The following is a 22,622-nucleotide window of genomic DNA, read 5'->3' as shown; positions in this document are numbered from 1 at the left end:
CGCGGATGCCCGCCAGCATGAGGGTGGACAGCGGGTAGTAGATCATGGGCTTGTCGTAGACCGGCAGCAGCTGCTTGCTGGTGACGAGCGTGAGCGGGTACAGACGCGTGCCCGAGCCACCCGCGAGGATGATGCCTTTCATAGGTTGGACCTCCAGAGTTGGGTGTACACAGATGATATAAGTATACGCGAGGCCGAACCTAGGTTGCAGAACTGCACAAAAGAAGGACGGAGAGAGCCAAGCATGCAGCCTCTTTGGTTCACGTCCTTACGGACCACAAGACTCCAACCATTGGACCATATTTGGTCCAATGCGCTGTTCAGTTAGCCATTGACACAAACACGCACTACAGGGTCGCGGACGAGCTGGATGAGGCGGTGGGCACATAACGGCGTGCGAGGTGACGGAGCGCCTCTACATCCACTCGTACCAAAACCTAGGAGACGGGGAGGTTGCTGGGGTCATTGAGCGAAGGGACGCCCTCTCGTCTCGAGGGACAGACCCCGAGGAGATATGGGCGAACTCGTTTGCCGCCGCGCTCCTCATGCCGGCACAGGTCGTAGCGAAACTCTGGGCGGGCAATTGTAGCATCGGTGAGATGACGGACATACTCGACGTATCCGTAACCGCCGTGGGCCATAGGGTGGAAAACCTTGGGCTGCGATAGCGCAGACCAGCGCGGAAGCAGGTCACCAAAAGGGACACAAGAGGCAATCGACCTCATGGGTTCGGCACAAAGGAGAGCAAACGTCTTCCCCATCGAAAGCGCCCATTTAGACGAGGTCAGGGTCGAATGCTCGAGCGAGGAGCGGGAACGGCGAGCCAAGGCGGCCCAGGCCGAGAGCGTGGTCAAGAGGATGGAGGCGGAGAACGACCTTCGGTCCGAACTCGGAAAGGCCGCGCTCAAGTGCGTCAAGTGGCAGCTGGTCGCATGCAACACCCTCGTCGTCGCGTACACCGCCCGTCTCATGTGGCTGCAGCGCGAAATCCCTACCGAGGTGATAATTTCCTGGATGGGCGCGACGACCGCCGAGATCATCGGAATACTCTGGGTGATAGCGAGGAGCCTGTTTCCGTTCCAGGACGAACACAGGTCCGCAGACCTGGACAAGAGTGGCGGCGGCCGAATCGGCCACCCCAGGAGATAAGGGTCGCCCCAATGGCGGTTCTTTCTTTACGGAGGGGGCCGGGGGATTCGAACCCCCGGGCCTAGGACACACCTCGCACGTCACGTCAATCCGTTCGTTGGGCGCAGCCCCCGCCTAGGACCCTTGCAACCCCTCCAACAAACAAGACAACTTTCATAATAACCCCCTTGAAGTCAATGGACCCGAAATGAGCAACGACTAGGAAGCAGAGCGCCGCGAGGACAATAACCTGAACCTCAACAGCGACAGAAAGCGTGATGTACGTAGATGTCCTCTTCGATGTTAACACAGCGGAACGGAGCGTCTGACGAACTCATAGCGACACATCTAAGAATGCCAGAAATCACGGAACTCCTCTCTGCATTTATAGCGAGACATGAAGTGAATAAGTACAATGAGCAGTGTCCAACAAACGAAAGGCAAACAATGCGAGTCGAAACAACCGGAGTATGCAGAGGAAACTGGAAAATCTACCAGCAACTTAAAATAGAAGGCATCCATGAAGGCTCCAGCATAAAAGCTCAAGCGGCAACGGATGACGACCGCCGCTTACCTTTGTCTCTTCTAAAATTCAAGGACAATAACGGCGAATCGAACTCATACGTTCTTGTAATCCCCGACCCCGATACCCGAGCCATTAAAATTGAGTTTAACGAAATCGGCAAAGACGGTTGCAACCTGAGCAGCGACTCCCTTTCGCTCAATTGCAAGAACATCAAATGGGAGTCGCGTCTTAACTACAAAATTAAACCTGACATGTGCAGCAAACTCCGAAATTACGATGACGTTTCAGAGTTTGAGATGGCGACGATTGATTTTTGGCAGTGCATCGAAGATTCAAACGAGTATATCCTGAGGTGCACGGTTAGAACACCGTACCGCAATGACTCGCAAATCAAACTTCGCTGCCTCGACCGGTTCCTCAATGAGGTTGGGCTGAGCATAGTCAATTTCGGTTCAAATGTAACGAGCGTTGGATTTACATCCGAGAAAAAGCAACTTGAAACGCAGCTCTCGATCCGCATGCCAAAGGCGTTTGATCGTTACTATTTTATTATTGACGATCAAAATCACCCATCATTCAGTGCATTTGACTGCTTAACGCCTGATAAATTAGGCTTGCTTCTTGAGGAGACCAACCTCCTCTTTACCCATGCGCAGTTTGACCCTGAATACCCCGAATGGTTTACAGAGCATAAGGCAACCATTGGCGCACTGGAGAAGCAGAGAAAAATCGTCTTCAATAGCGCTCCGAAATTCAGCATCATTGTCCCTCTTTACAACACGCCGATTTCGTTTTTTAACGATATGGTCGAATCCGTAAAAAACCAGTCTTATGCAAACTGGGAGCTCCTCCTAGTTAATGCAAGCCCTGACAATCAGGAACTAAAGGCTCGCGTTGAGCAGGAAACAGCCCGCGACAACAGAATTAAGTCAATTAATCTTACCGAAAATAAGGGTATTTCCGAAAACACAAACGCAGGCGTTGCCGTAGCTTCGGGCGATTTCGTTAGCTTCTTTGACCATGACGACATTCTTGAACCGGACTTGTTGTTCTCATATGCCGAGGCAATTGAAAACAATAATGACGTCGATCTTCTTTATTGTGATGAAGATAAACTCATGCCCGATGGAAAGTTAGCGCAGCCGTTCTTTAAGCCGGATTTCAATATCGATCTGCTCAGAAACAATAACTATATCTGCCACATGCTTACCATCCGTAAGTCCCTGCTAGACACTCTAGAGCCGAACACAAAAGAGTTCGATGGAGCACAGGATCATAATCTGACTCTCCGCGCCGTGGAAAAGGCAAGGAAAGTTCATCATGTTGCGAAGGTTCTATACCACTGGCGCCTAAGCGAGACCTCCACCGCAGCAAATGCCGATAGCAAGCCGTATGCCACTATCGCAGGTATCAAAGCGGTCCAGAGTCATTTGGACAGGCTTGGGCTCAATGCGAAGGTCGAACAAGCGCGTCGTCCCTTTACATATAAAGTAACCTACGCTGTGCCAGATTCCCACCCACTCGTGTCAATTATCATCCCGACTAAAGACCACGCCGACATTCTGAACAACTGCATTACATCAATTGTTGAGAAATCAACGTACGACAATTACGAGCTCGTCATAATCGAAAACAACAGCACAGAAAAGGTGACGTTCGATTATTACGATAAGTTGCAAGCAAAATATCCTGACATCGTTCGTCTTGTAACTTGGGAACACGAATTCAATTTCTCCAAGCTCATGAACTTTGGCGTTGCTCACGCCAAGGGCGACTATCTCTTGCTATTGAATAACGATACTGAGGTAATTACGCCCAATTGGATCGAGACCATGCTTGGCATCTGCGCACGTGAGGATGTTGGCGCAGTCGGTGCAAAACTCTACTATCCCGACAACACCATTCAGCACGCGGGCCTATGCGTCACTGGCGGCGTGGCGGGACATCTTTGCCAGAGCATGCCAAGGAATAATTGGGGCTACTTTGCACTCAACGATGCGCAACAAGACTTCAGCGCTATCACTGCAGCTTGCATAATGACCAAGCGTAGCGAATATGAGAAAGTCGGAGGTTTCACCGAAGAGCTTCAAGTTGCATTTAATGATGTTGACTTTTGCTTAAAGCTACGCGAGATTAACGACCTGATCGTATACACGCCCGAAGTCGAGCTCTATCACTACGAGTCGATTTCTAGAGGCGTTGAAAACAATACGGAAAAGCAGATTCGGTTCCACAAAGAAGTCGCATACATGAATTATCGCTGGGCAAAATACTATGTCGAAGGCGATCCGTACATTAACCCAAATTTCAGCGTGGGAGAACCCGGAAATCGCTACTATCATTTATAAAGTGTTAGCTTAATTCTGCGCTTTCTAATTTTAGCCTTATTAAAATGCGACTAATAGATAAGGGAATCGAGGGTCAACCCTCGATTCCCTTACTATGAATAATTGCATTCCATACATGATATACAGTTAAGAAGCGTTTGTGATTCGATACACAAGCAGGCGTTGATTCCGCATGCTGGCCAGAATCCGCATCATTCCAAAGGCGTATTTAAAACCCAGCCCCACTGTGGTATAGCGGTAGTGTGGTAGTAGTTCAGCCACCAAGCAAGTGATGTTGTCCTGATGTAACCGATGTTATCCATAACCATACCGTTTCCGATATAAATAGCAATATGGCCCCAGCGGGCACCAGCACTTGTATGAGTATGCGTAGGGACCGCAACGATCATTCCAACTTTAAGCTGAGATATATCTCGGCTGTAACACCAATTCCAGAACATGTCGCATGCGTCGCCGTTGGGATATGACCCCAGCACGGGGTAAAACACATGGCTAACCCACTCCGAGCACAGTCCCGCCCCAGGAGAAGGAACGCTATGGCAACGATTAACGATCTGGGACTGCAAGGAGGCGCGCGCGGAGTGCTCAGGCTCCACCCAAGCACCTGAGGCATTAAAGAAATACTCGGAGTCTCCAATTCTGTTCCAGCCATTTACCATTTGTCCAGAAGACATAAGGTAGTACCACGTTCCATCATCATCGAGGAACCAGCCAGTATTCATGGCTCCGGATTCGTTGTCGAGGTGATACCACCTACCGTCAATGAATCGCCAACCGCGCTGCAGAACCCCATCTGAGTCTGTGTAAAACCACACCTGTGCAGCTGAGGACCAATACCAGCCAGCGACAGGCTTTCCCTCGGGATCCCTGAGCTTAATTCCACCCGCGCCGTCCTTGACGCCCGAAAGCACAATCGCACCACTGCTGCACGCATAATATACGTTTTCATCTTGTGAGAAGACCCAAGTGTTGCACTTTAATGCACCGCCGCTATCCGGATCCAAATAATAAATGGAGCCATTTACAGTTTGAAATCCTTCCAGCATGGCGCCATTATTATTGGGGTCTAGCAAATACCAGCTAGAACCATTGTAAAACCACCCGGTACGAATCTCTCCCGATGCGTTGGAGCAATACCATGCCCCATCGTTAATAAACCAACCGGAGCTCATAGAACCGGATTCTGAAAAATGATACAAAGAGCCGTTAACAAGCCTAAAGCCCGTAGCCATTAATCCAGAAGGCTCAAGCCAGTACCAAGTATTGCCAAGGAGTAACCACCCGGTCTGCATAGCGCCCGAACTGTCCAAATAGTACCAGCTATCATCAATTAAAACCCAGCCGGTCTTCATTGAACCCGATGTCTCGTCAAGGTAGAACCAGCGCCCACCGGTGGCAGCCCATCCCTTCAAATGTGCACAGGAGTTAGAAAATAAATGCCAGCCATCGTTCAAGTATTTCCAGCCAGTAGCTGCATAACCTTCGGAATCAAAATAATACTCCGCCCCTCTAATGGACAGAAAACAGTTTGACGGCCAACCACCAGCCTCATATCTCCACCACCATTTACCGTTTTGGTAGGCCCAAGAACCAGGAAGAGCGATGTTATTATCAGAGGAACGAACGATCTGGAACGACAGTTGAGAGGTAACGCCGGCGTAATTCCCTAGCCCATTCACTCTTATAGTGGCGCAGCCAGGGGCAACATTATCTGAATACGTGACTTCATAATCGATTCCGCTTGCTAGCACAGAACCGCTGGCAGTCAAAACAGAGACATCAGGAGTAATCACATCGCCAGTATATTCATATATCGACGAATCGATCGATGCTTTGAAATTATCGGAATCCAAAGTCAAACGATCGCTACCTGATGTCCCAAATGCTTCCTGACCCGATTGAACCAAAGAGCCATCAGTGCCTTCAGCCACGCAATCTTCAGTTAATGAAAATGCGATTGCGGGCCATAAAAGAGAGATAAAACAAATAGATGTTAGACAAACCACGCTGATTAAACTCAGATGTCGATTTTTCATCATTTTTCTCTTCTCGCCAAATCAAATTAACCTTTGAATATCCAGATGCAGTCGACCCAGAGATGCAGTTCCCAAATTAATTAATATGCAAGACAACTCGCTTGATACGTTGCACCAGATAAAACGATAAGACACTCAACATAGGGATTGTCTATTTGTTAGACAATCCACAACCAGCAGTCGAGCGCGATCAATGGTGCACAAACTTAGGAGCCCTAATGAGGGATAGCCGAAGGAACTGAATCAAACCATGTATTGAGCTCATTCATGATCAGACCTTTTCTCAAGCTCTTTTTCGAGCAGGGCAATCCTATGAGTAAGGTTTTTGATCGCCAAAACATGACGACTCGCGGCAACGCTAAGAGACAGAGAGATTGCAAGCAACAGCACGATTGCACCCAAAAAAAGGAAATTGGCCGGGTTGACAAACCCAATAGCTGTTGAGCAACTATAAATAATCTGAGGACATAAATCACAGATCAAGGCCGCCATACACATCAAAATCCACAGCAAAGAGTACTTAAGAAGCATCTTTCCGTTGGACACGAGACGTAAAACATAGACGAGGAATCCGCCGAAAAAGAGGGCCGCACCAATCCTCAAAATAAGATTCATTATTTGTCTCCCCTATGAACCCAGCACACAAGGACAATGGCTAACGTAACCTTGACCATATAGTAGACGGAAGAGAAGCCCCCGATAGATGAACGTCCACCTTGGCGCTCATTCATCTTTACAGGCGCTTCCATAACGGGAAGACCAAGCTTCATAGCCAAAGCAATCGACTCTGGCTCCGGGTAGTCATCAGGATAACTCTTGCAGAACAGGTCGATAGCATCTTTATTGCAGGCCCTAAAGCCAGAAGTGGGATCGGTGACCACCTTACCCGTAAGCAACTCGAGCAAAAATGAAAGCCACCTGATTCCAACACGACGCATAAAAGTTGATTGAAAACCATCAGTCTCAACCAGAAATCGAGAGCCTATCGCCAAACTCGCACCGCTCTCAATCAGCTTTACAAGCTCAGGAATATAAGAAGGATCATGTTGGCCATCGCCGTCAACCTGAATGTCGATATCATAGCCAAATCTCTGGGCATATTTATGGCCCGCTTGGACCGCTCCACCGATACCAAGGTTCTGCGGCAAATCCAATATGTTGATACCATGCTCTCGACAAAGCTCAAGCGTTGTATCTTGTGAGCCGTCGTTGATTACGACATAGTCATAACCCGCAGCTTTTATAGCTGCAACGGTATTGAGAATGCACTCCTGTTCGTTATAGGCAGGAATTATTACGAGAACACGCAGATGTCCTTTTGAACATGTCGTTGAAGTAAAAGACAATCGAGATTCATCCATTCCAAAAACAGTTGGCTCTTAGCGACGCCCAAAGAATTTGCGACTCTTACAGTCCAACGCATAGCTTAACTCAGACTTAAGTTTACTGTATCCTGTCTAACCATTAGGAAGTTACATCTCAAGCTTAGATATTTAGCTTGCTCAACTAGGGCACATATGGAGTCCCCATCCATCACCGCAGGAAAAGGACCCCTTGCAGTTCTGCCTCAAATACGGGGCGCATGTCCTGAGCGAACCCTCAACGCCGTCCCATTCGATCCAATCGAATCCAACTAATTGCCCACTCCTACTATAACCATGACCTATATCGCTAATTTAGAAAAAACGGATATACAGAAGCTCGAACATCACAAAATACAGCAGCGCAAATGGAGCCCCGAGCATAAAGGCTGTAACTTTAGCCTTCACCTCCTCATCGCAGTAAATAGGGAACCTGAGCAATAGACAGGCAAAAGGTATTATCAAAGGTATGAGATATCGCGCTTGGACACCCGCAACTGTCTGGCTTCCAACTCCTGTAAAAGCGATGTATAGAGCCAAAGCAACTAGGTGGCAAGTAGCAAGAACCAGGAATAGAGTCCAAACAATTCCGCAACGGCTAAGCTTTATTTTAGTATCTTTTTCATTATCAATAATGCAAATAGCTTCAAACAGCATGATGGGGAGATACGAAAGCCATGGGAACAGATTAGACACGTCCCCAAGATAAGCCATATTCGTTGATATTGAATTGAGAAACGCCGGGGTCAGCATCGATCCAAAAACGAAATTCGAGATTACAGCTATAGTTCCAACTGGATTTGCAAGCACTCCCGTCGTTTGACCAGCCGTAGAGACTTCGGAGCCACCACGTGCATCAGAAATATTATTTACGACAGATGAGAAATATGGCGTCAAGAAAGATAGGATCATAATGGCACAAACGAATAGAGCAGTACCAATCAAGATACGTCTTTGCTTGCTTGAAACATATTTATTTGCAGGAATTAAAAGCGCAAGTCCAAATAAGGGAAAATAAATCGCTTTAGCTGCAAACCCGATTGCAAAAGATAGTAGAAATGCGAAGAACGTTTTAGCAGAAATATCCTCTTCAGAAATAAGCATCTTCAACAAAAGAGCTGTTCCTAGCAAACTGAACGAAATCACACAGGGATCATACGAGTAACTGGCTGCCATTAACACAGCAGACGGGAACAACGCAATACAAGTGAAAAGACATTTTCTGCAAGGGGCTATACGAATTGCGATTCCGCAGATAACTGCATACGCAAACAAATTAAAAATTTTACCCAATGCAAATTTGATAGAGAATGGGAGATGAAGCAAGCGACCCAAACAAAGGCCGATAGATGAAGGAATATAGGCAATTTTAGAAAGAGCCACACTATCAAAACAATTAAAACGTTCGATACCTTCAGCTAAATCATTTTTATCAGCCTCTCTGACCAATTGCTCAACAGAGCCACGGTTAAACTCTCTTGTTTCATCTATTGGGTACTTACCCAAAGCTGCATCCAAACTAAAGCCGTCCCCCATATAAAACTGCTCGACTATCATTCGGTCAGAATTTGTTATTTCAGCATTTGTGAGGTAGGAAAAACTGTTTGCATTTCCATAGTGGACCTCATCATCCCATGTCAAAAAATTTGTAACGGGAAAGCAAATAATTACGGATAGACCAATTGAGACAATGCATGCGAAAGCGAACAGTTCGGGCTTCAGATAAGAAATGCCCCCATTAATAGCAATCAATCCGATCAAAACCGTAATGGGCAAAGCAGACGCGAACAACACCGTCTTTGACTTATCGAGCGGAATGCCAATAAAAGCGATTAAAACAGCAAAGCCAACAAAAACCGCCAAATAAAAGAAACACTTCTTAGCATCAGTTTTCTTAACCGAGGTTACGAAGCTCTTCATCAGGCCATAGCAAAGCTCAATTCCCTGGAACGCTAAAACTAAATGAAAGCATATAACCAGACCTGAGATATTCCATGCACCAAGACCGAAGGGGCCAAACGTCTTCGCGCCAGCCAATATGATGAAAACTAGCAGAAAGCTGCTGAGGATACTGGACGCGACGAGAACGGTTATCTGACGAATAGCATCACCGCTCGACTGTGATTTCGGTTGCAAATATAAGCACGCAACAGCAACGACATCGCAAAAGAGTTCAAGAATGAATAGATTTAAATTCTTATAGTGCAATGATGTCGCGACAGCTAACAAAAGAAGTCCCAGCCCAAAGATGGCAAGCGCGTACTCGCTTTTCTTAATTGCAGGATTATTCAAAACGTGCATCTCCAACTAAAGACAAAATCGAATAGGATAAGTCGACAATAACAAATTCGGGTCTTAGATCCAACTTCACTCAAAAGCTAAGTAAAAGCCAGCCAAGTATCACTTAGCAAATACAAAACGCCTTCTCGACATCTATAGCAGTGGCGTCCCAGCTATATCGATTTTCAACAAGGGCCCTAGAGTTTCGAGACTGTAGAGAAAGCAGCTTTCGATCATCAAAAAGCCTGCATAATGCCGAAACCACCTCATCAGATGACATGGACTGAATTATCGTGCCGTAGCTATCATCTGGAATAAGCTCGTGCGCGCCTCCCACATCTGTTACCACAGCAGGAGTTCCGCAAGCTGAAGCCTCAAGAAGTACCGTCGAAAAGCCTTCGGACCGAGTTGGAAGACAAAGCACATCTGCTTGCTGAAGTAAGGAGGAAATGTCCTCTGCGCTACATCTCCCAAGCCAAAACAAGTTCGACGAACAGGCTTCCTTGACTTCATTGGCCAGCGGACCATCCCCTGCAAGAACAAAACAAATATCACGCTTGGTAATATCCTTTGCGCGAGCTGCCTCAATAATTGAATAAATTCCCTTTTCAGGAATAAACCGCCCAACAAAAGCCACAACTAAAGATGACTGAGGGATACCTAATTCAGATCGGAAATCTCTCCCCGAAGAAATACTCCTATAGAATGAGGCATTGATTGAGTTTGAAATTACGCCTTTTGCAGTGATATTAAAGTGCTGAAGCCATTCAACACTTTTAGAAGAAATCCCATAGAAATCAGGTTCAAACGACTTTACGCGATCAGTAATCCAATCTTCATATCGGCGAACAAAATAATCAAGAAATGGCTGATTGAAAGAGAGATACGCTGAGCCGTGGTCGAGAACAACAGCCTTAGCACTATGATCCGCAGCAAACTTCAGCCCTTCGAGCGAGAGAGGGAAAAGTCTCGTGTTTATCAGAACACCATTCCACTCATAATCATCAAGGGTTTGCAGGAGTCGGTAATAATCACTGGTTTTTTTGGGAAGAGGAAGTCTTCCATCAAGTAACGGAATGCAAGGAAGACGAATTACCTCCAGGCCGTTTTCGACTGAATGACCGACTCCCACGCGCATCGAATCATTAGTAACGATAACCACCCTATCGCCGCGTGCAGTCAAGGCATGAGCGAGACCATCGACAAAATTACCAATTCCACTAAGTTGCGGGTGATAATGGTGAGTGAAAATACAAATAGAGGAGCTCATCACATAACCTCATCTGATATAGATGTCATATCCTTAATTCTGTGCCGTCCAGACTTCCCCATCTCCAAAGTCGAGCAAGAGCGGAAGATGGGTATGTCGATTATCCGGTGACGGTATTTTTTTCCAATCGCCATACATCGTTGTAAGATATTTATCCGTCATACGAGGAACAGGGAATTCACTGCCTTCGAAAACCGCGCTGCTCAGAGGGAAAATCTCTGAAATAGGCACTGGCGCCATATTCGGCCAGCTTAACGTCAGACAGTAATCAGAGACCTCACCCGTATTTGAGTCGGCAATACAGGAATCGAACAAATCCTGGTAAGAGCATGCGCCTCGAGAAACCAGTTGTTCCACCACGTGCATAGCAGAACAACCAATTTGCTCGAGTTGACCAAGGAACCCTTTATGAGGGACAACAATGGAAGAAGAATGATATAAATAGGCTCTTTTCTGTGCAATTGATGCAGTTCGGACTTGCTTTGCACGAAGGCGTTTATCTGTATAGAGCTGGTCATATGGAAAGATGTCGACAAAAATGCCCATCGAACTGGAAGCCTCTCGAGCCTCTTGATTCTCGAAGCGAGTTCCATCGCGATACACCTTAGCAAACATCGCAGCATAGCCAGTAGTATTCCGCGATGTATGGAGCGAATATCCTTCCGGTAACCCACCCTCGGCTAAAGAGCAAAAGCGGTCATAATCTGAACGCATCATTCCGATATCTATATCATCATCCCAAGGGATAAACCCCCTATGACGCATTGCTCCTAAACATGTTCCACCGTCAAGCCACCACCTGATGCCGTGCTTAGAGCAGAATGCGGCGACAACCTGAAGGATATCCAATTCAGTGTTTTGAAGCTTTAATAGCGCGTGAGCTTTAGACATCATCGGCCTATCTCTTTTCCCCGAACCATTGTTGCGTCTGTTTCCCCAAAACAGAAGACTGATAAATAAGGCAAATGGCATTGGATATAAGCGCCGATACAGTAGGGCCATTTAAGCCAAACAGCATTTGCGCAGGAGCCATAACAGCGACAGCACTAATTAAGGACAGCATGCTGCCAACAAATACCCCTCGGTAATTATCAAGAGAAACCAACAAATCGTTGACAAACCAAGCGATGCCAGTCAAAAAGGCACAAGCCAACATAGGCTGAAGGAGATCGGTATGTTTAGCTATTCCAGCGCCATAAAACAGTGACAGCAATAATTTACCGAAAAAGAAAAGGGCAACTGAAGATATGACACCGACAAAAAAGATGCCAGCAAGTATTTTACCTATGAGCGAAAAAAAGGACTTTTCTCTAGAATGGTAACGCTCTACTAGATAACCTAATAAAGGATTATAAATATAGGTCGCACCCATTTGGATAATTGCCACAGGTGCAGCAACTGATGCATAAATACCCAGAGCAGAATCTCCGAATGAATATGATAAATACTGCCTGGGAATATTCGGCGCCGCAGAAGCAGCAATGCCGCCCAGAACGATGGGCAAACAGCTACATAGGAAGGCTCTGACCTTCGCTCGGCTAATTCCAAGCTTGATTGCAGAAATCCGATTTGATCTTGGATAATCGTAAATAACTCCGATGCCTATTGTCACTACCGTCATAAGCAACAGTGCACCTTCGAGGCTATTAAAAAATCCAAAGACAAGAATGAATGAAAGGAGAGAGCCGATGCCCTGCATTATGAGGGATTTCCCAATATAGTCCATCCTATGACCAACCTGATCATTAGCATGCATGACATCAATGACTAAGCCAGCGGTTTTATAGAGAGCATACAGAAGAATAGCGGGCACCGTACCAATACGACACGTTGCAATGGAATAGACGGCTAACATTGCAAACGCTATAAAAGTAGTAAAGAAACGAAAAGTCAGGTATTCACCAGCAGAGTTTTTCCTTTCAACATCTGCAATTTGCACCGTGTACATCCTGTATTGGGCTAATTGAGAAAACATGTTGAAAATAGACATAGCCAGCGAATAAATGCCTGCAGCACTATATCCATCAGACAGCCGAACGACCAAAATGGTGATAAGCCACTGACAGCCTAAATTAGTCAACGAACCGACGGTATTCCAGAACATATTATGTTTAATCGAAAGAGTCTTCTCTGTGGCCTTCACAAATATAAGCGCCCTTCTAAACCTGTCAAAATGAGGATACGGAGCTATCTCGCAGCTTTAAGTTCTTTTAAAATCAAAATAAACAGCCAATTCGGCACAAGACGTATAATGATATCTGCTTTAGCGATAGACGGGCAAGCTCGTCGGTATTTAAGTAAACCAATTATGGAGCGCCGCTCCCTTGCTTCAGCGAACCCCAATATTTCCTTTAGATGCGGTGAATCGGGAAATCTATCGGCAAATCGCCTAGCAGTATCAACCCTGTTTTTAACTCTTGTCGAATACCAATCATCTTTTGAAGAAACACCTGCAAGGAATCCAGTTTCGTTACCACCATGTCGACGATACTTAACCAAAGGAGTCATAGTAAAGCTGCACTTCCCCAGTTCACTGCAACCCAATGTCAACCACAAGTCATGTGCAGTCGATTCCGGAAAGGGAATCATCGACTTCGCCGCACTCGCATCTAACATGAGAGCCATACCAATGCCGTAACATACGCTTGCGGCCTGTACAGTAATATCCTCTCCAGAGCACCAATTTACTTCCGGCGAATTAGGATGAGCTTTCCTATAACTCTTTACCAGAATATTTCCGTTTTCGTCAATTACCGATCTATCACAAACATCTAGAATTGAGCCTTCTTCTAGCATATGGTTGAGCGAAACTTCAACTCTATTAGGCTCCCAAATATCATCCTGATCGCAAAGTACTACGTAATCCCCTTCCGCCAAGGAGAGCAGCGCCTCGAACGATTTGACATAACCGAGATTATTATCACCGTGATAATACCGATAGGCGTTTTTCGTTATATGCGCTTGGATAAACCGCTCTAATGAATCCGATTCAGGGCAGTCATTTCTAACTAGAAGCGTAAGCGGAAACGTTTGTTTATCTATCGAATCAAGTTGTTCCGCGAAAAACTTAAGATCGGGTTTATAAGCTGAGAGAAGTACGCATACGCCAATATCATTTCCCATTTCTATTTCCAAAAATCCTCCCAAATTCATTGTTAAAGATTATCAAAGCACCCTCAGTTAAAAGAAACTCTTTTAAAAATAGAGTATTTATCCCTGTCTCTTAAAACGAGTGCCTAATATCAATAAGTAACAACCTTTGTTCCATAAGGAATGTTATCGTAAATCCATTTTGCATTCTGAATCTCAAGGCGTACGCATCCAGCAGAGGATGGAACGCCCATCGTGGGATCCATCACGCGGTTGCTGTTGACGTAGTAGGGTGAGGAATGGAATAAGTAATCACCATAGAACTGCGTGTAGTAATAGCAAGTATATCCATGCCCAAAGGAATATCCCTTTCCGTAGACTTGATACTCCCCTATCACCGTAGGTGTGCTAGCTTTTCCCGTCGAACATACATATCGACGGTTTAAGGACCAGTTATTCCAAGATCCAGTGTAAATACTCGTAATGCAACGCGACGTATCGACAAGTATCAGCCAATTTGTATTGCTTGAATAACTTTGAGCTTTAGCATCCATATAGTCTGACACCCACGCGCCGTTTGCCATAAAGTAATTCCAGGACCCGTCCACAACGCGCCAGCCAGTAGCCATAGCGCCGCTAGCGTCAAGCCAATACCAGGTGCCGCCCAGATTGAGCCATCCCGTCTGCATGAAACCAGACGAATTCAGGTAATACCAAGATCCGTTAACGGCAACCCAACCGGTTTTCATAGCATAAGTGGACGGATCTAAATAGAACCAGGAGCCATCCTTGTACAGCCAGCCAGATCGTGCATAGCCAGCGGTCTCATCAAAAAAGTACCATTTTCCGTTAACGTTCTTCCATCCAGCGCAGGGGGAGCCATCGGTTGGATCAGCATAGAACTTGCAGCCTCCAAGCATCACAAACCCGTGAGCTTCGACCAATTCGCCATCGCCGTTTGATGTAAACAGTTTTCCATTACGCAATGCTCCACACAATGAGCAATCAGAACCAGCAAAAGCCTTAGATGGCTCATCCTGAACCGAGTCCTGGACATCTACCCATTCACGACAAGCAACAGCGCCTGAAGCTTTTGCATAATAGCTTTTCCCATTTACAGAAAAATGATCAAGAAGCATTTTACCGTCGGCGGCAGGATCGAGATAATAGTATTGACCACCGTCCTTCAGCCATTCAGTCTTTATAATGCCCGACGCTTGAGAAGGCTCAGCGTAATACCAGTCTCCATTGCTCATAAACCAGCCAAGTGACAACGCTCCCGTTGAAGAAAAATGATACCGGTTGGATCCGATGACATAAAAGCCGGTAGCCATTCTATTGTCATTTGCGACATCGAGCCAATACCAAACGCCGTTCACCAAACGCCAGCCCGATGCAAGTGCGCCGGAACCGTCAGCGTAATACCAGTCCGTCCCATCAAACGCCCAACCAACAGCCATTGCGCCGGAATCCGATAAATAGTAAAGAGACGAACCGACAGAAACGATTCCTCTAGACATAACACCATCATTGGCGGGATCAAGCCAATACCAATTATTGCTAGTTTGAAACCAGCCGGTTAAGACTTCACCATTGTTACCCCAATACCATAAACCGTTATCAAGGCACCAACCATTAATCAGTCCATAGGTTCCAAGAAGATAAGGGTGCCCATCAATAACACGTCGACCAGTAGCCATAGAACAGCTGTCAAGGGAGTCAAACCAGTACCATTGACCTCCTATAAACTGCCAACCACTTGCCAAAGCGCCTGATGGACCCGCGTAATACCACTTATTTTCAGTAAAAATCCAGCCGCAGCTCATTGCGCCGTCACGAGCGGGGTCCAAGTAGTACAACGAGTCGTCAATATTCTGCATTCCGGTCAAACGACAGCCGTCAAGATAGTAGTACCAGGACAAACCGTTCCATTGCCATCCAGATAGTTTTTCTGTCGTCGACAGGTCTTGACTTTCGACAACCTGTAGGCTCGAATCTTCCGTTGTTTTGCCGGCACAATCACTGGAGTCTTGAGAGCAACCGCCACCGACAAATGCTCCCGACCCTCCTGTCGAGTCGCGCTCTACGACACCGTTATCCGCCCCCTCTTCCACGGCATAGGCAGTGCAAGAAAATGCGGGGACGGAAACTGAGAGCAAGGCGGAAAATAGCATCAAGCCAATTACTCGCCAACAAATTCGATGTTCAATCCAGACATTCATTCCAGGCCCCCAACCGATATCGACCGGCTTGCAGCAAATCAATTAAATAAACGGACGGGCTGCGCCGATCACATTTCCCCTTGCGCTAATGGAATGAATTCCGACGCCCTGATGAGGCCAGGAGTCAATCATCATACCGCCGCCAAGTGCAATTGCGATATGCCCGCGATAATAAATCACATCGCCACGCTGAATTGAGTTCGCACTCACGGGCATAAAGATATTACTTCGATACCAATTCATGGAATTGTAGGTTTGGCTTGGATCCCAGCGATGGTTATAAGGGTTGTAAACACCCATATCCATGCCAGTAGCATAAAGGCACTGCAAGACAAAACCAGAGCAATCAACAGCTCCACCGGGAGCGGTAGACCAAGGCTCAATATATTGCGTACCAATATACTCATAGGCGCGCTGGATAAAGGCGTTCACGCAATCTTCCCGCGTTGCCTCGACAGAGATGCGAGAAGGGGTCACATAGGTAAAGTATCCGGTGCAATAGCTAGGCAGCTGAACAGTCCAAGAACTGACCTGAGGATACTGGGATGGATTTTGCCAGCCAACTTTGTCGCACTGGCCATCGCTCCAGAAAACTCGACGAACGCCATCGATGGTCCTTGCGCCCGTTGCCATAGCGCCGCTGCCGTCTAACCAATACCACTTACCCGAATCTTTAAGCCAGCCAACATGCATGCTTCCATTGGACTCAAGGTAATACCATGTTCCATTCAGGCATTTCCAACCAGTTGCCATTTTTCCGTCAGCATTTAGGTAATACCATGCACCGCCAGTAAAAACCCATCCGGTCTTCAACACGCCAGAATCGGCATCAAGCCAATACCAATCGCCGTCAATCTGTAGCCATCCAAGATGAATGGCACCCGTTCCGGGCTCAGCGTAAAACCTTAGATTTGCGACATTAACCCAGCCGGACGCAACCTGCCAACCATCAGCTCCAGCGGTTTTTAGGATAGTGCCATTTTCGCGAATCACATCCTTGCAAAGATATCCATTATCATCAGCGTATCTATCAACGCCATCATTAACGGTAACCCAACTTGAAACCACAAGCCTACCGCTCTGGTTTGCAAAACAATCGTTGCCGTCCACCTCAAATAAGCCCGTTTTCATGAGATGGCTAACAGGGTCCAGGTAATACCAGCTTGTGCCTTCTTTATACCAGCCAGAAATAAGTGCACCAGATTGGGAGGCGAAATACCAGCCGTCCTCGACCTGAGCCCAACCAACAGCCATAGCCCCGTTAGGCTTTAAATAATAAGCTGCATTGCCAAGGTCTAAATACCCAACGGACATCTTACCATCGGAAGCTGGGTCGAGATAATACCAAGCGCCGTTAACGAGTTTCCAGTCAGTGGCCGCAATACCGTTAGTGCAGTAATACCAATCTACTCCGTCTTTGTACCATCCATTTGCGAGACCATAGTCACCAAAAATGTAGGTTCTTCCATCAATCTTTTGACGACCCTTAAACATGATGAACGTCTGTGAGTCAAAATAATAGCGAGCCCCACCTATCGTTTGCCATGACGAAGCAAGGGCACCCGATGAATAAGCCCAGTACCAATTCCCGTCAACGAGAATCCAGCCGGTTTTCATAGCACCAGTGGCATCTAAATAGTATTTCCAGCTCCCGAGGTCGACAAAACCAACCTGCATTATATTGGTGGCAGGATCCAGGTAATACCATGTGCCGTCTTGATAAAACCAACCAGCAGCTAAATCGCCTCCAGCATTGGCATAAAACCAATTTCCATCTGAGTTACGTAGCCAGCAGTTCTGATATAGCGCGCCAAAAGGCGTTGCGGCATTGCCGTCATTCGCATAAAACGAAGCAGTCGATCCACCAGCATCGGTCACATTGAAATAACCTGTCTGCATTGCACCATCATTGGCTGGATCAAGCCAATACCAATAGCCCCCGCTTTGCAGCCAGCCAGTTTGGTGTTTACCGTTTTTTCCGTAATACCAAACTCCAGACGACTCGTCTCGTTGCCAGCCATCTTTTATGACGGAAGAATTATCAGGTTGCAAATCATCGGAAACCACAGAAGAAAAATCCGCTTTTGACTCAATACTCTGAGCCTCAACGGAATCCTGTGCAAACGCGACATTCGCGCTCAGGGGCAAGCAGCAAGCAGTGATTAATGACGCGGCAGCACAAACAAGCGTGGCCTTCTTTTCGAATCGATACATAAGCGACCCTCCCAGATATCTCATTTATTTATTTTAATCCACATTCCAGGATTGATTTTCGTTACTGTCTGTTCAGTCTATGTAGACAAATATATTAAATTGAACATATCGTTCAATCATTCTATTCTTTCCCTGAGCAATGAACATCTTAATTGGAGGCCTGCAGTGGAACTGACCAAGCGTAACTTTACTGTTCTGTACGAATACCTAAAGAACCCATATGCTAGCCAGCGAGAAGTTGCCGAGCGCACTGGCCTCTCACTTGGATCGGTAAACGCAGCAAATAAAGAGCTTACGAATGAGGGCCTTCTCGAATCGGACAGCCTAACCGACAGCGGTTACGAAGCACTTCACCCCTATAAGGTTGAAAACGCAGTGATATTGGCTGCGGGGCTTTCGAGCCGCTTTGCTCCCATTTCGTATGAAAAGCCCAAAGGCCTTTTAAAGGTACGTGGTGAGATTCTCATCGAACGTCAGATTAGGCAGCTGCAAGACGCAGGTATCAGCAATATCACCGTCGTTGTCGGCTATAAAAAAGAATATTTCTTCTATCTCGAAAGCAAGTTCGGCGTCTCGATTGTCGTCAACAACGAATATGCATCCAAAAATAACCACGCATCGCTTATGTGCGTAAAAGAGCGGCTTGGCAACACCTATATTTGCTCAAGCGATGATTACCTTCTAAACAATCCGTTTGAAGCATACGTTTGGAAAGCATTTTATTCTGCTCAATATGCTGAAGGCGCCACCAAAGAATGGTGCATTCAAACCGGAGCAATGGACAGAATCACCAATGTTACGATTGGCGGTTCCGATGCTTGGTATATGCTTGGACATGTCTACTTTGATAAAGCCTTCTCGCTTGCATTTAAGCAGATTCTCGAAACGGAATATAACAAGCCCGAAACAACGGACAAGCTTTGGGAAGATCTATATATCGAGCACATCAAGGAGCTCGATATGGTTATCAAGAAGTATCCTGAGGGCGAGATCAACGAATTCGATTCTCTTGATGAACTGCGTGCCTTTGATCCGCATTTTATCGAAAACGTTGACTCCGATATTTTCGATAACATCGAGCAAGTGCTCGGCTGCTCCAAATCAGAGATTCACGACGTTTATCCCCTTAAACAAGGTCTTACGAACCTATCGTGCCACTTTAGAACCAATGATGGAGAGTACGTTTACCGCCATCCGGGAGTCGGAACCGAACTGCTTATTAACAGAAATGGAGAAGTAGCCGCACTTAAAAAGGCCAAGGAACTCGGCCTTGACGATACGTTCATCCATGAGGACCCAAAGCGCGGTTGGAAAATTTCGAAGTTTGTACCCAACGCAAAGCAGCCTAATCCACACGATGCTGCCCAAATGAATCGAATGATGCAGATGTGTCGTTCGCTTCACGAGAGCGGTGCAAACGTCGAAACCGAATTTGACTTCTACCTCGAAGCGAAGCGCTACGAATCACTTCTTCTGGAAAAAGGTCCCATCGACATTCCAGGCTACAGGGAAATGGCCGCCGAAATCGATGAATTGGAGCGCTTTGTTCAGGCCGACAATGCGCCAAAATGCCTTTGTCACAATGACTTCTTCTACCTCAATTTTCTTATCGATGAAAACGACAAGTACTATCTCATTGACTGGGAATATGCTGGCATGAGCGATTACGCGAACGATTTTGGAACTTGCAGTGTCTGCTGTGAGCTTTCCGAAGATGAAGTCGACCGCGCGCTTGATGCATATTTTGGGCGCAGGGCAACAAACAACGAAATTGCGCATAACTATGCGCACATTGCCCTTGCAGGATGGTGCTGGTACCTCTGGTCTCTTCTGAAAGAAGCCGAAGGCGACTTCGTGGGCGAATGGCTCTATATCTACTTCAATTACGGTGCCAAATACCTTAAAAAGGCACTGGAGATCTATCGGAAAGGTGAGTAACGATGCAATTCGGCTTTTTTAGCGGTCTTCTTTGGGGCCTTGATACAGTAATTCTTGGAATCGGCTTGGCGCTTGCGCCCTATATTGGATCGGCGGAAGCGCTTGCATGCGCCTCCATTGCGGGATCCTTTCTCCATGATGCCTTCTGTGCAATCTGGCTCTTTGGCTACATGGGAGTCCGAGGCAGACTGAAAGACACGCTCGCTGCACTTAAAACTCGTTCGGGCAAGGTCGTCATCGCCGGCGCTCTACTCGGTGGACCTATCGGAATGACCGGCTACGTATTGGCAATTAATAACATCGGAGCTGCCTACACGGCAATCATCTCCGCCTTCTATCCCGCAGTCGGAGCATTCCTTTCCTTCGTGCTGCTGAAGGAGAAAATGGGCAAAGGCCAGATTCTTTCCCTTCTCGTTGCTCTTTGCGGCGTAATGACGATGGGCTATCTATCGGCCGGGTCGAGTGAGATTGCAAATGCCCCCCTCGGCTTACTCGGGGCGGTGCTTGCCGTTATTGGATGGGGATCCGAAGCGGTGCTGTGCGCATGGGGAATGAAAGATGATGCCGTTGATGACGAAACGGCTTTGCAAATCCGCGAAACTACAAGTGCACTTGTTTATGGAGTGCTCGTACTCCCCCTCTTCGGAGCATGGCATTTCACGTTGGGCGCTATCCCAAGCATGCCCACATTGATTATTGCACTCGCCGGACTCGCAGGAACTGCATCCTATCTGTTCTATTACAAGGGCATTGCGGCAATCGGAGCAGCGCGTGCGATGGCTCTGAATATCTCCTATTCGGCATGGTCAGTGGTCTTTGGCCTGATCTTGCTTGGAACAATTCCCGACATGGCATCCGTAATCTGCTGCGTTGTAATTGTATGCGGAACAGTTTTGGCAGCCAGTAACTGGGACGAACTATTTGGACGTAAGAAGACGGCGTAGCTAGATTAACAAAGTAGCAAAAGGGGAGAGCTCGTCGAGCTCTCCCCTTTTAGCATCATGGCTATTCAATTACCACGGCCTGGCTATCCATCTGTTGCCACGTGCCGAAGAACACTTGGGCATTTCGCGTAACATTGCCGTTAATCGAATCCGAAAGATAGACAATTCCCTGCTCGTCATCATAGCCTTTAAGGACTACGGCATGATTACCGCCCCACAGACCATAGGAATGCCCGTTATACCAACGCGCAGCATAACGGCCTCCTGGCCAACTTCCCCATTCGGTATTCCACATCTCAACAGGTTGACCACAGGTCAGCCTGTTCTTAATGGAAGAAATTGACGAGAAAGAAACGTCTTTTGCCTGCTTGCCACTTCCAGCAGCACGCAGAAAGTTATTACCAGCAATAGTAATCGCAGGTGCGACGCATCCCATGAGACCCCCGCTGCTACGCCTTGGATTGCCATCAAAAGCGGTAACAAAATTGCCATTGCTTCCCTTGGGCAAATAGTAATCCGCAATAATCGTCTTACCTAAACCGAAACCATAGTAGTTAAGCAAGTTTGTAAGGGCAACCGACTCACAGCCAGTAGGAAGTTCCGGGTACTGCGAATAGCACGGGACATCGACCCAAGCGCCAACCATTGCGCCGGATGAACTGAACTTGTAGTCAGTAGAGCCGATCCAATACCAACCGTTACTCAACATTACTCCCCCACGTGCGACATCAAGGTAATACCATGTGCCCCCAAGGGAAAGCCATCCCGTTTTCATCGCGCCAGAAGCGGAATCCAGCCAGTACCAGTTGCTGCCATCGTTAAGCCAGCCGGTCGCCATTCGACCATCCGGGTTAAAGTAATACCAAGACCCAGCAATTTGCTGCCACCCAGTCAGAATTACTCCACTAGCAGAACAATAATATCGAGCACCCTGACTCTCAATCCAACCAGTTCTGGCATTACCGTCGTCGTCAATCAGCTGGATTCCCGAATCGGTCATGATGCCTTTAAGGTCAATTGCGCCGCTGGATGACGAATGATACATCCAAGACCCATCACCGTTTGACCAGCAATTAGCCATCATCTTGCCGGTACTATTAAATATGTATTCACATGATCCGATAGTTTGAACGCCCGTGGCCATGGCGTGCGTCGAGGGATCGAGCCAGTACCACGCACCGTTTAGGTTGAGCCAGCCGGAGGCGAGGGCGCCGGAGCCAGTCGCGTAGTACCAGGTCCCGCCGTCGAGGACCCATCCGGTCGCC

Annotated in this window: 16 protein-coding genes; 4 read left to right on the top strand and 12 right to left on the bottom strand. The window is 47.1% G+C overall.

The genetic code is table 11. From position 1 onward, the window contains the following. On the bottom strand, nt 1–142 hold a 142-nt coding region (locus tag ABHU32_RS02765; protein WP_346978841.1), incomplete at its 3' end, for a sugar phosphate nucleotidyltransferase. 581 nt (nt 143–723) lie between these two features. Between ABHU32_RS02765 and ABHU32_RS02760 the strand changes: the two genes are divergently transcribed. After that, nucleotides 724–1,149 carry a hypothetical protein gene (locus ABHU32_RS02760; RefSeq protein WP_346978840.1) on the top strand — a complete coding sequence of 142 codons (426 nt, stop codon included), beginning with the start codon at nt 724–726 and terminating at the stop codon, nt 1,147–1,149. 426 nt (nt 1,150–1,575) lie between these two features. Next, nucleotides 1,576–4,002 (top strand): glycosyltransferase family 2 protein, encoded by a 2,427-nt coding sequence (locus ABHU32_RS02755; RefSeq protein WP_346978838.1) that lies wholly within the window; start codon nt 1,576–1,578, stop codon nt 4,000–4,002. Nucleotides 4,003–4,193: 191 nt separating this feature from the next. Here ABHU32_RS02755 and ABHU32_RS02750 read toward each other — a convergent pair whose 3' ends face one another. The 10 genes from ABHU32_RS02750 to ABHU32_RS02705 form a co-directional block, all read right to left on the bottom strand. Next, the gene (locus ABHU32_RS02750) at nt 4,194–6,041 is read right to left on the bottom strand and encodes an N-acetylmuramoyl-L-alanine amidase family protein (protein ID WP_117786520.1); all 1,848 of its coding nucleotides are present in this window, start codon (nt 6,039–6,041) and stop codon (nt 4,194–4,196) included. Nucleotides 6,042–6,299: 258 nt separating this feature from the next. Then, nucleotides 6,300–6,653: a DUF2304 domain-containing protein gene (locus ABHU32_RS02745; RefSeq protein WP_117786521.1), complete on the bottom strand. Its 354-nt coding sequence runs from the start codon at nt 6,651–6,653 to the stop codon at nt 6,300–6,302. After that, the gene (locus tag ABHU32_RS02740) at nt 6,653–7,399 is read right to left on the bottom strand and encodes a glycosyltransferase family 2 protein (protein ID WP_117786522.1); all 747 of its coding nucleotides are present in this window, start codon (nt 7,397–7,399) and stop codon (nt 6,653–6,655) included. The genes ABHU32_RS02745 and ABHU32_RS02740 overlap by 1 nt, the downstream gene beginning before the upstream one ends. 315 nt (nt 7,400–7,714) lie before the next feature. Further along, nucleotides 7,715–9,691: a DUF2142 domain-containing protein gene (locus ABHU32_RS02735; protein WP_158564980.1), complete on the bottom strand. Its 1,977-nt coding sequence runs from the start codon at nt 9,689–9,691 to the stop codon at nt 7,715–7,717. 112 nt (nt 9,692–9,803) lie between these two features. Then, the gene (locus ABHU32_RS02730; protein WP_346978837.1) at nt 9,804–10,949 is read right to left on the bottom strand and encodes a glycosyltransferase family 4 protein; all 1,146 of its coding nucleotides are present in this window, start codon (nt 10,947–10,949) and stop codon (nt 9,804–9,806) included. 33 nt (nt 10,950–10,982) lie between these two features. Beyond that, the gene (locus tag ABHU32_RS02725) at nt 10,983–11,843 is read right to left on the bottom strand and encodes a LicD family protein (RefSeq protein WP_158558654.1); all 861 of its coding nucleotides are present in this window, start codon (nt 11,841–11,843) and stop codon (nt 10,983–10,985) included. A gap of 4 nt (nt 11,844–11,847) precedes the next feature. Continuing rightward, complete coding sequence (locus ABHU32_RS02720) at nt 11,848–13,092, bottom strand: MATE family efflux transporter (RefSeq protein ID WP_147326478.1); 1,245 nt, start codon at nt 13,090–13,092, stop codon at nt 11,848–11,850. Nucleotides 13,093–13,136: 44 nt separating this feature from the next. Next, nucleotides 13,137–14,084, bottom strand: a complete 948-nt coding sequence (locus tag ABHU32_RS02715) for a glycosyltransferase (protein WP_158566237.1) — start codon at nt 14,082–14,084, stop codon at nt 13,137–13,139. Between the two features lie 107 nt (nt 14,085–14,191). Then, entirely contained in the window at nt 14,192–16,261 is a 2,070-nt protein-coding gene (locus tag ABHU32_RS02710; protein ID WP_346978836.1) for a L,D-transpeptidase family protein, read from the bottom strand. Between the two features lie 42 nt (nt 16,262–16,303). After that, nucleotides 16,304–18,475 carry an NlpC/P60 family protein gene (locus ABHU32_RS02705; protein ID WP_346978835.1) on the bottom strand — a complete coding sequence of 724 codons (2,172 nt, stop codon included), beginning with the start codon at nt 18,473–18,475 and terminating at the stop codon, nt 16,304–16,306. Between the two features lie 165 nt (nt 18,476–18,640). Between ABHU32_RS02705 and ABHU32_RS02700 the strand changes: the two genes are divergently transcribed. Continuing rightward, nucleotides 18,641–20,413, top strand: a complete 1,773-nt coding sequence (locus tag ABHU32_RS02700; protein WP_346978834.1) for a phosphotransferase — start codon at nt 18,641–18,643, stop codon at nt 20,411–20,413. A 2-nt stretch (nt 20,414–20,415) separates the two neighbouring features. Next, the gene (locus ABHU32_RS02695) at nt 20,416–21,357 is read left to right on the top strand and encodes a DMT family transporter (RefSeq protein WP_117798349.1); all 942 of its coding nucleotides are present in this window, start codon (nt 20,416–20,418) and stop codon (nt 21,355–21,357) included. Nucleotides 21,358–21,418: 61 nt separating this feature from the next. Here the strand turns inward: ABHU32_RS02695 and ABHU32_RS02690 are convergent. Next, nucleotides 21,419–22,622: C39 family peptidase (locus tag ABHU32_RS02690; RefSeq protein ID WP_346978833.1), on the bottom strand; the 1,204-nt coding region annotated here is incomplete at its 5' end.

The sequence above is a fragment of the Collinsella aerofaciens genome, assembly GCF_039758965.1.
Taxonomy (GTDB): domain Bacteria; phylum Actinomycetota; class Coriobacteriia; order Coriobacteriales; family Coriobacteriaceae; genus Collinsella; species Collinsella aerofaciens_BR.
This window is presented reverse-complemented; position numbering and strand designations above follow the sequence as displayed.

Excerpts from the sequence above, each read along its gene's own strand:
- ABHU32_RS02750 (WP_117786520.1), bottom strand. The coding sequence starts at position 6,041 with ATGATGAAAAATCGACATCTGAGTTTAATCAGCGTGGTTTGTCTAACA.
- ABHU32_RS02760 (WP_346978840.1), top strand. The coding sequence starts at position 724 with ATGGGTTCGGCACAAAGGAGAGCAAACGTCTTCCCCATCGAAAGCGCC.
- ABHU32_RS02755 (WP_346978838.1), top strand. The coding sequence starts at position 1,576 with ATGCGAGTCGAAACAACCGGAGTATGCAGAGGAAACTGGAAAATCTAC.
- ABHU32_RS02705 (WP_346978835.1), bottom strand. The coding sequence starts at position 18,475 with ATGTATCGATTCGAAAAGAAGGCCACGCTTGTTTGTGCTGCCGCGTCA.
- ABHU32_RS02745 (WP_117786521.1), bottom strand. The coding sequence starts at position 6,653 with ATGAATCTTATTTTGAGGATTGGTGCGGCCCTCTTTTTCGGCGGATTC.
- ABHU32_RS02710 (WP_346978836.1), bottom strand. The coding sequence starts at position 16,261 with ATGAATGTCTGGATTGAACATCGAATTTGTTGGCGAGTAATTGGCTTG.
- ABHU32_RS02730 (WP_346978837.1), bottom strand. The coding sequence starts at position 10,949 with ATGAGCTCCTCTATTTGTATTTTCACTCACCATTATCACCCGCAACTT.
- ABHU32_RS02740 (WP_117786522.1), bottom strand. The coding sequence starts at position 7,399 with ATGGATGAATCTCGATTGTCTTTTACTTCAACGACATGTTCAAAAGGA.
- ABHU32_RS02695 (WP_117798349.1), top strand. The coding sequence starts at position 20,416 with ATGCAATTCGGCTTTTTTAGCGGTCTTCTTTGGGGCCTTGATACAGTA.
- ABHU32_RS02725 (WP_158558654.1), bottom strand. The coding sequence starts at position 11,843 with ATGATGTCTAAAGCTCACGCGCTATTAAAGCTTCAAAACACTGAATTG.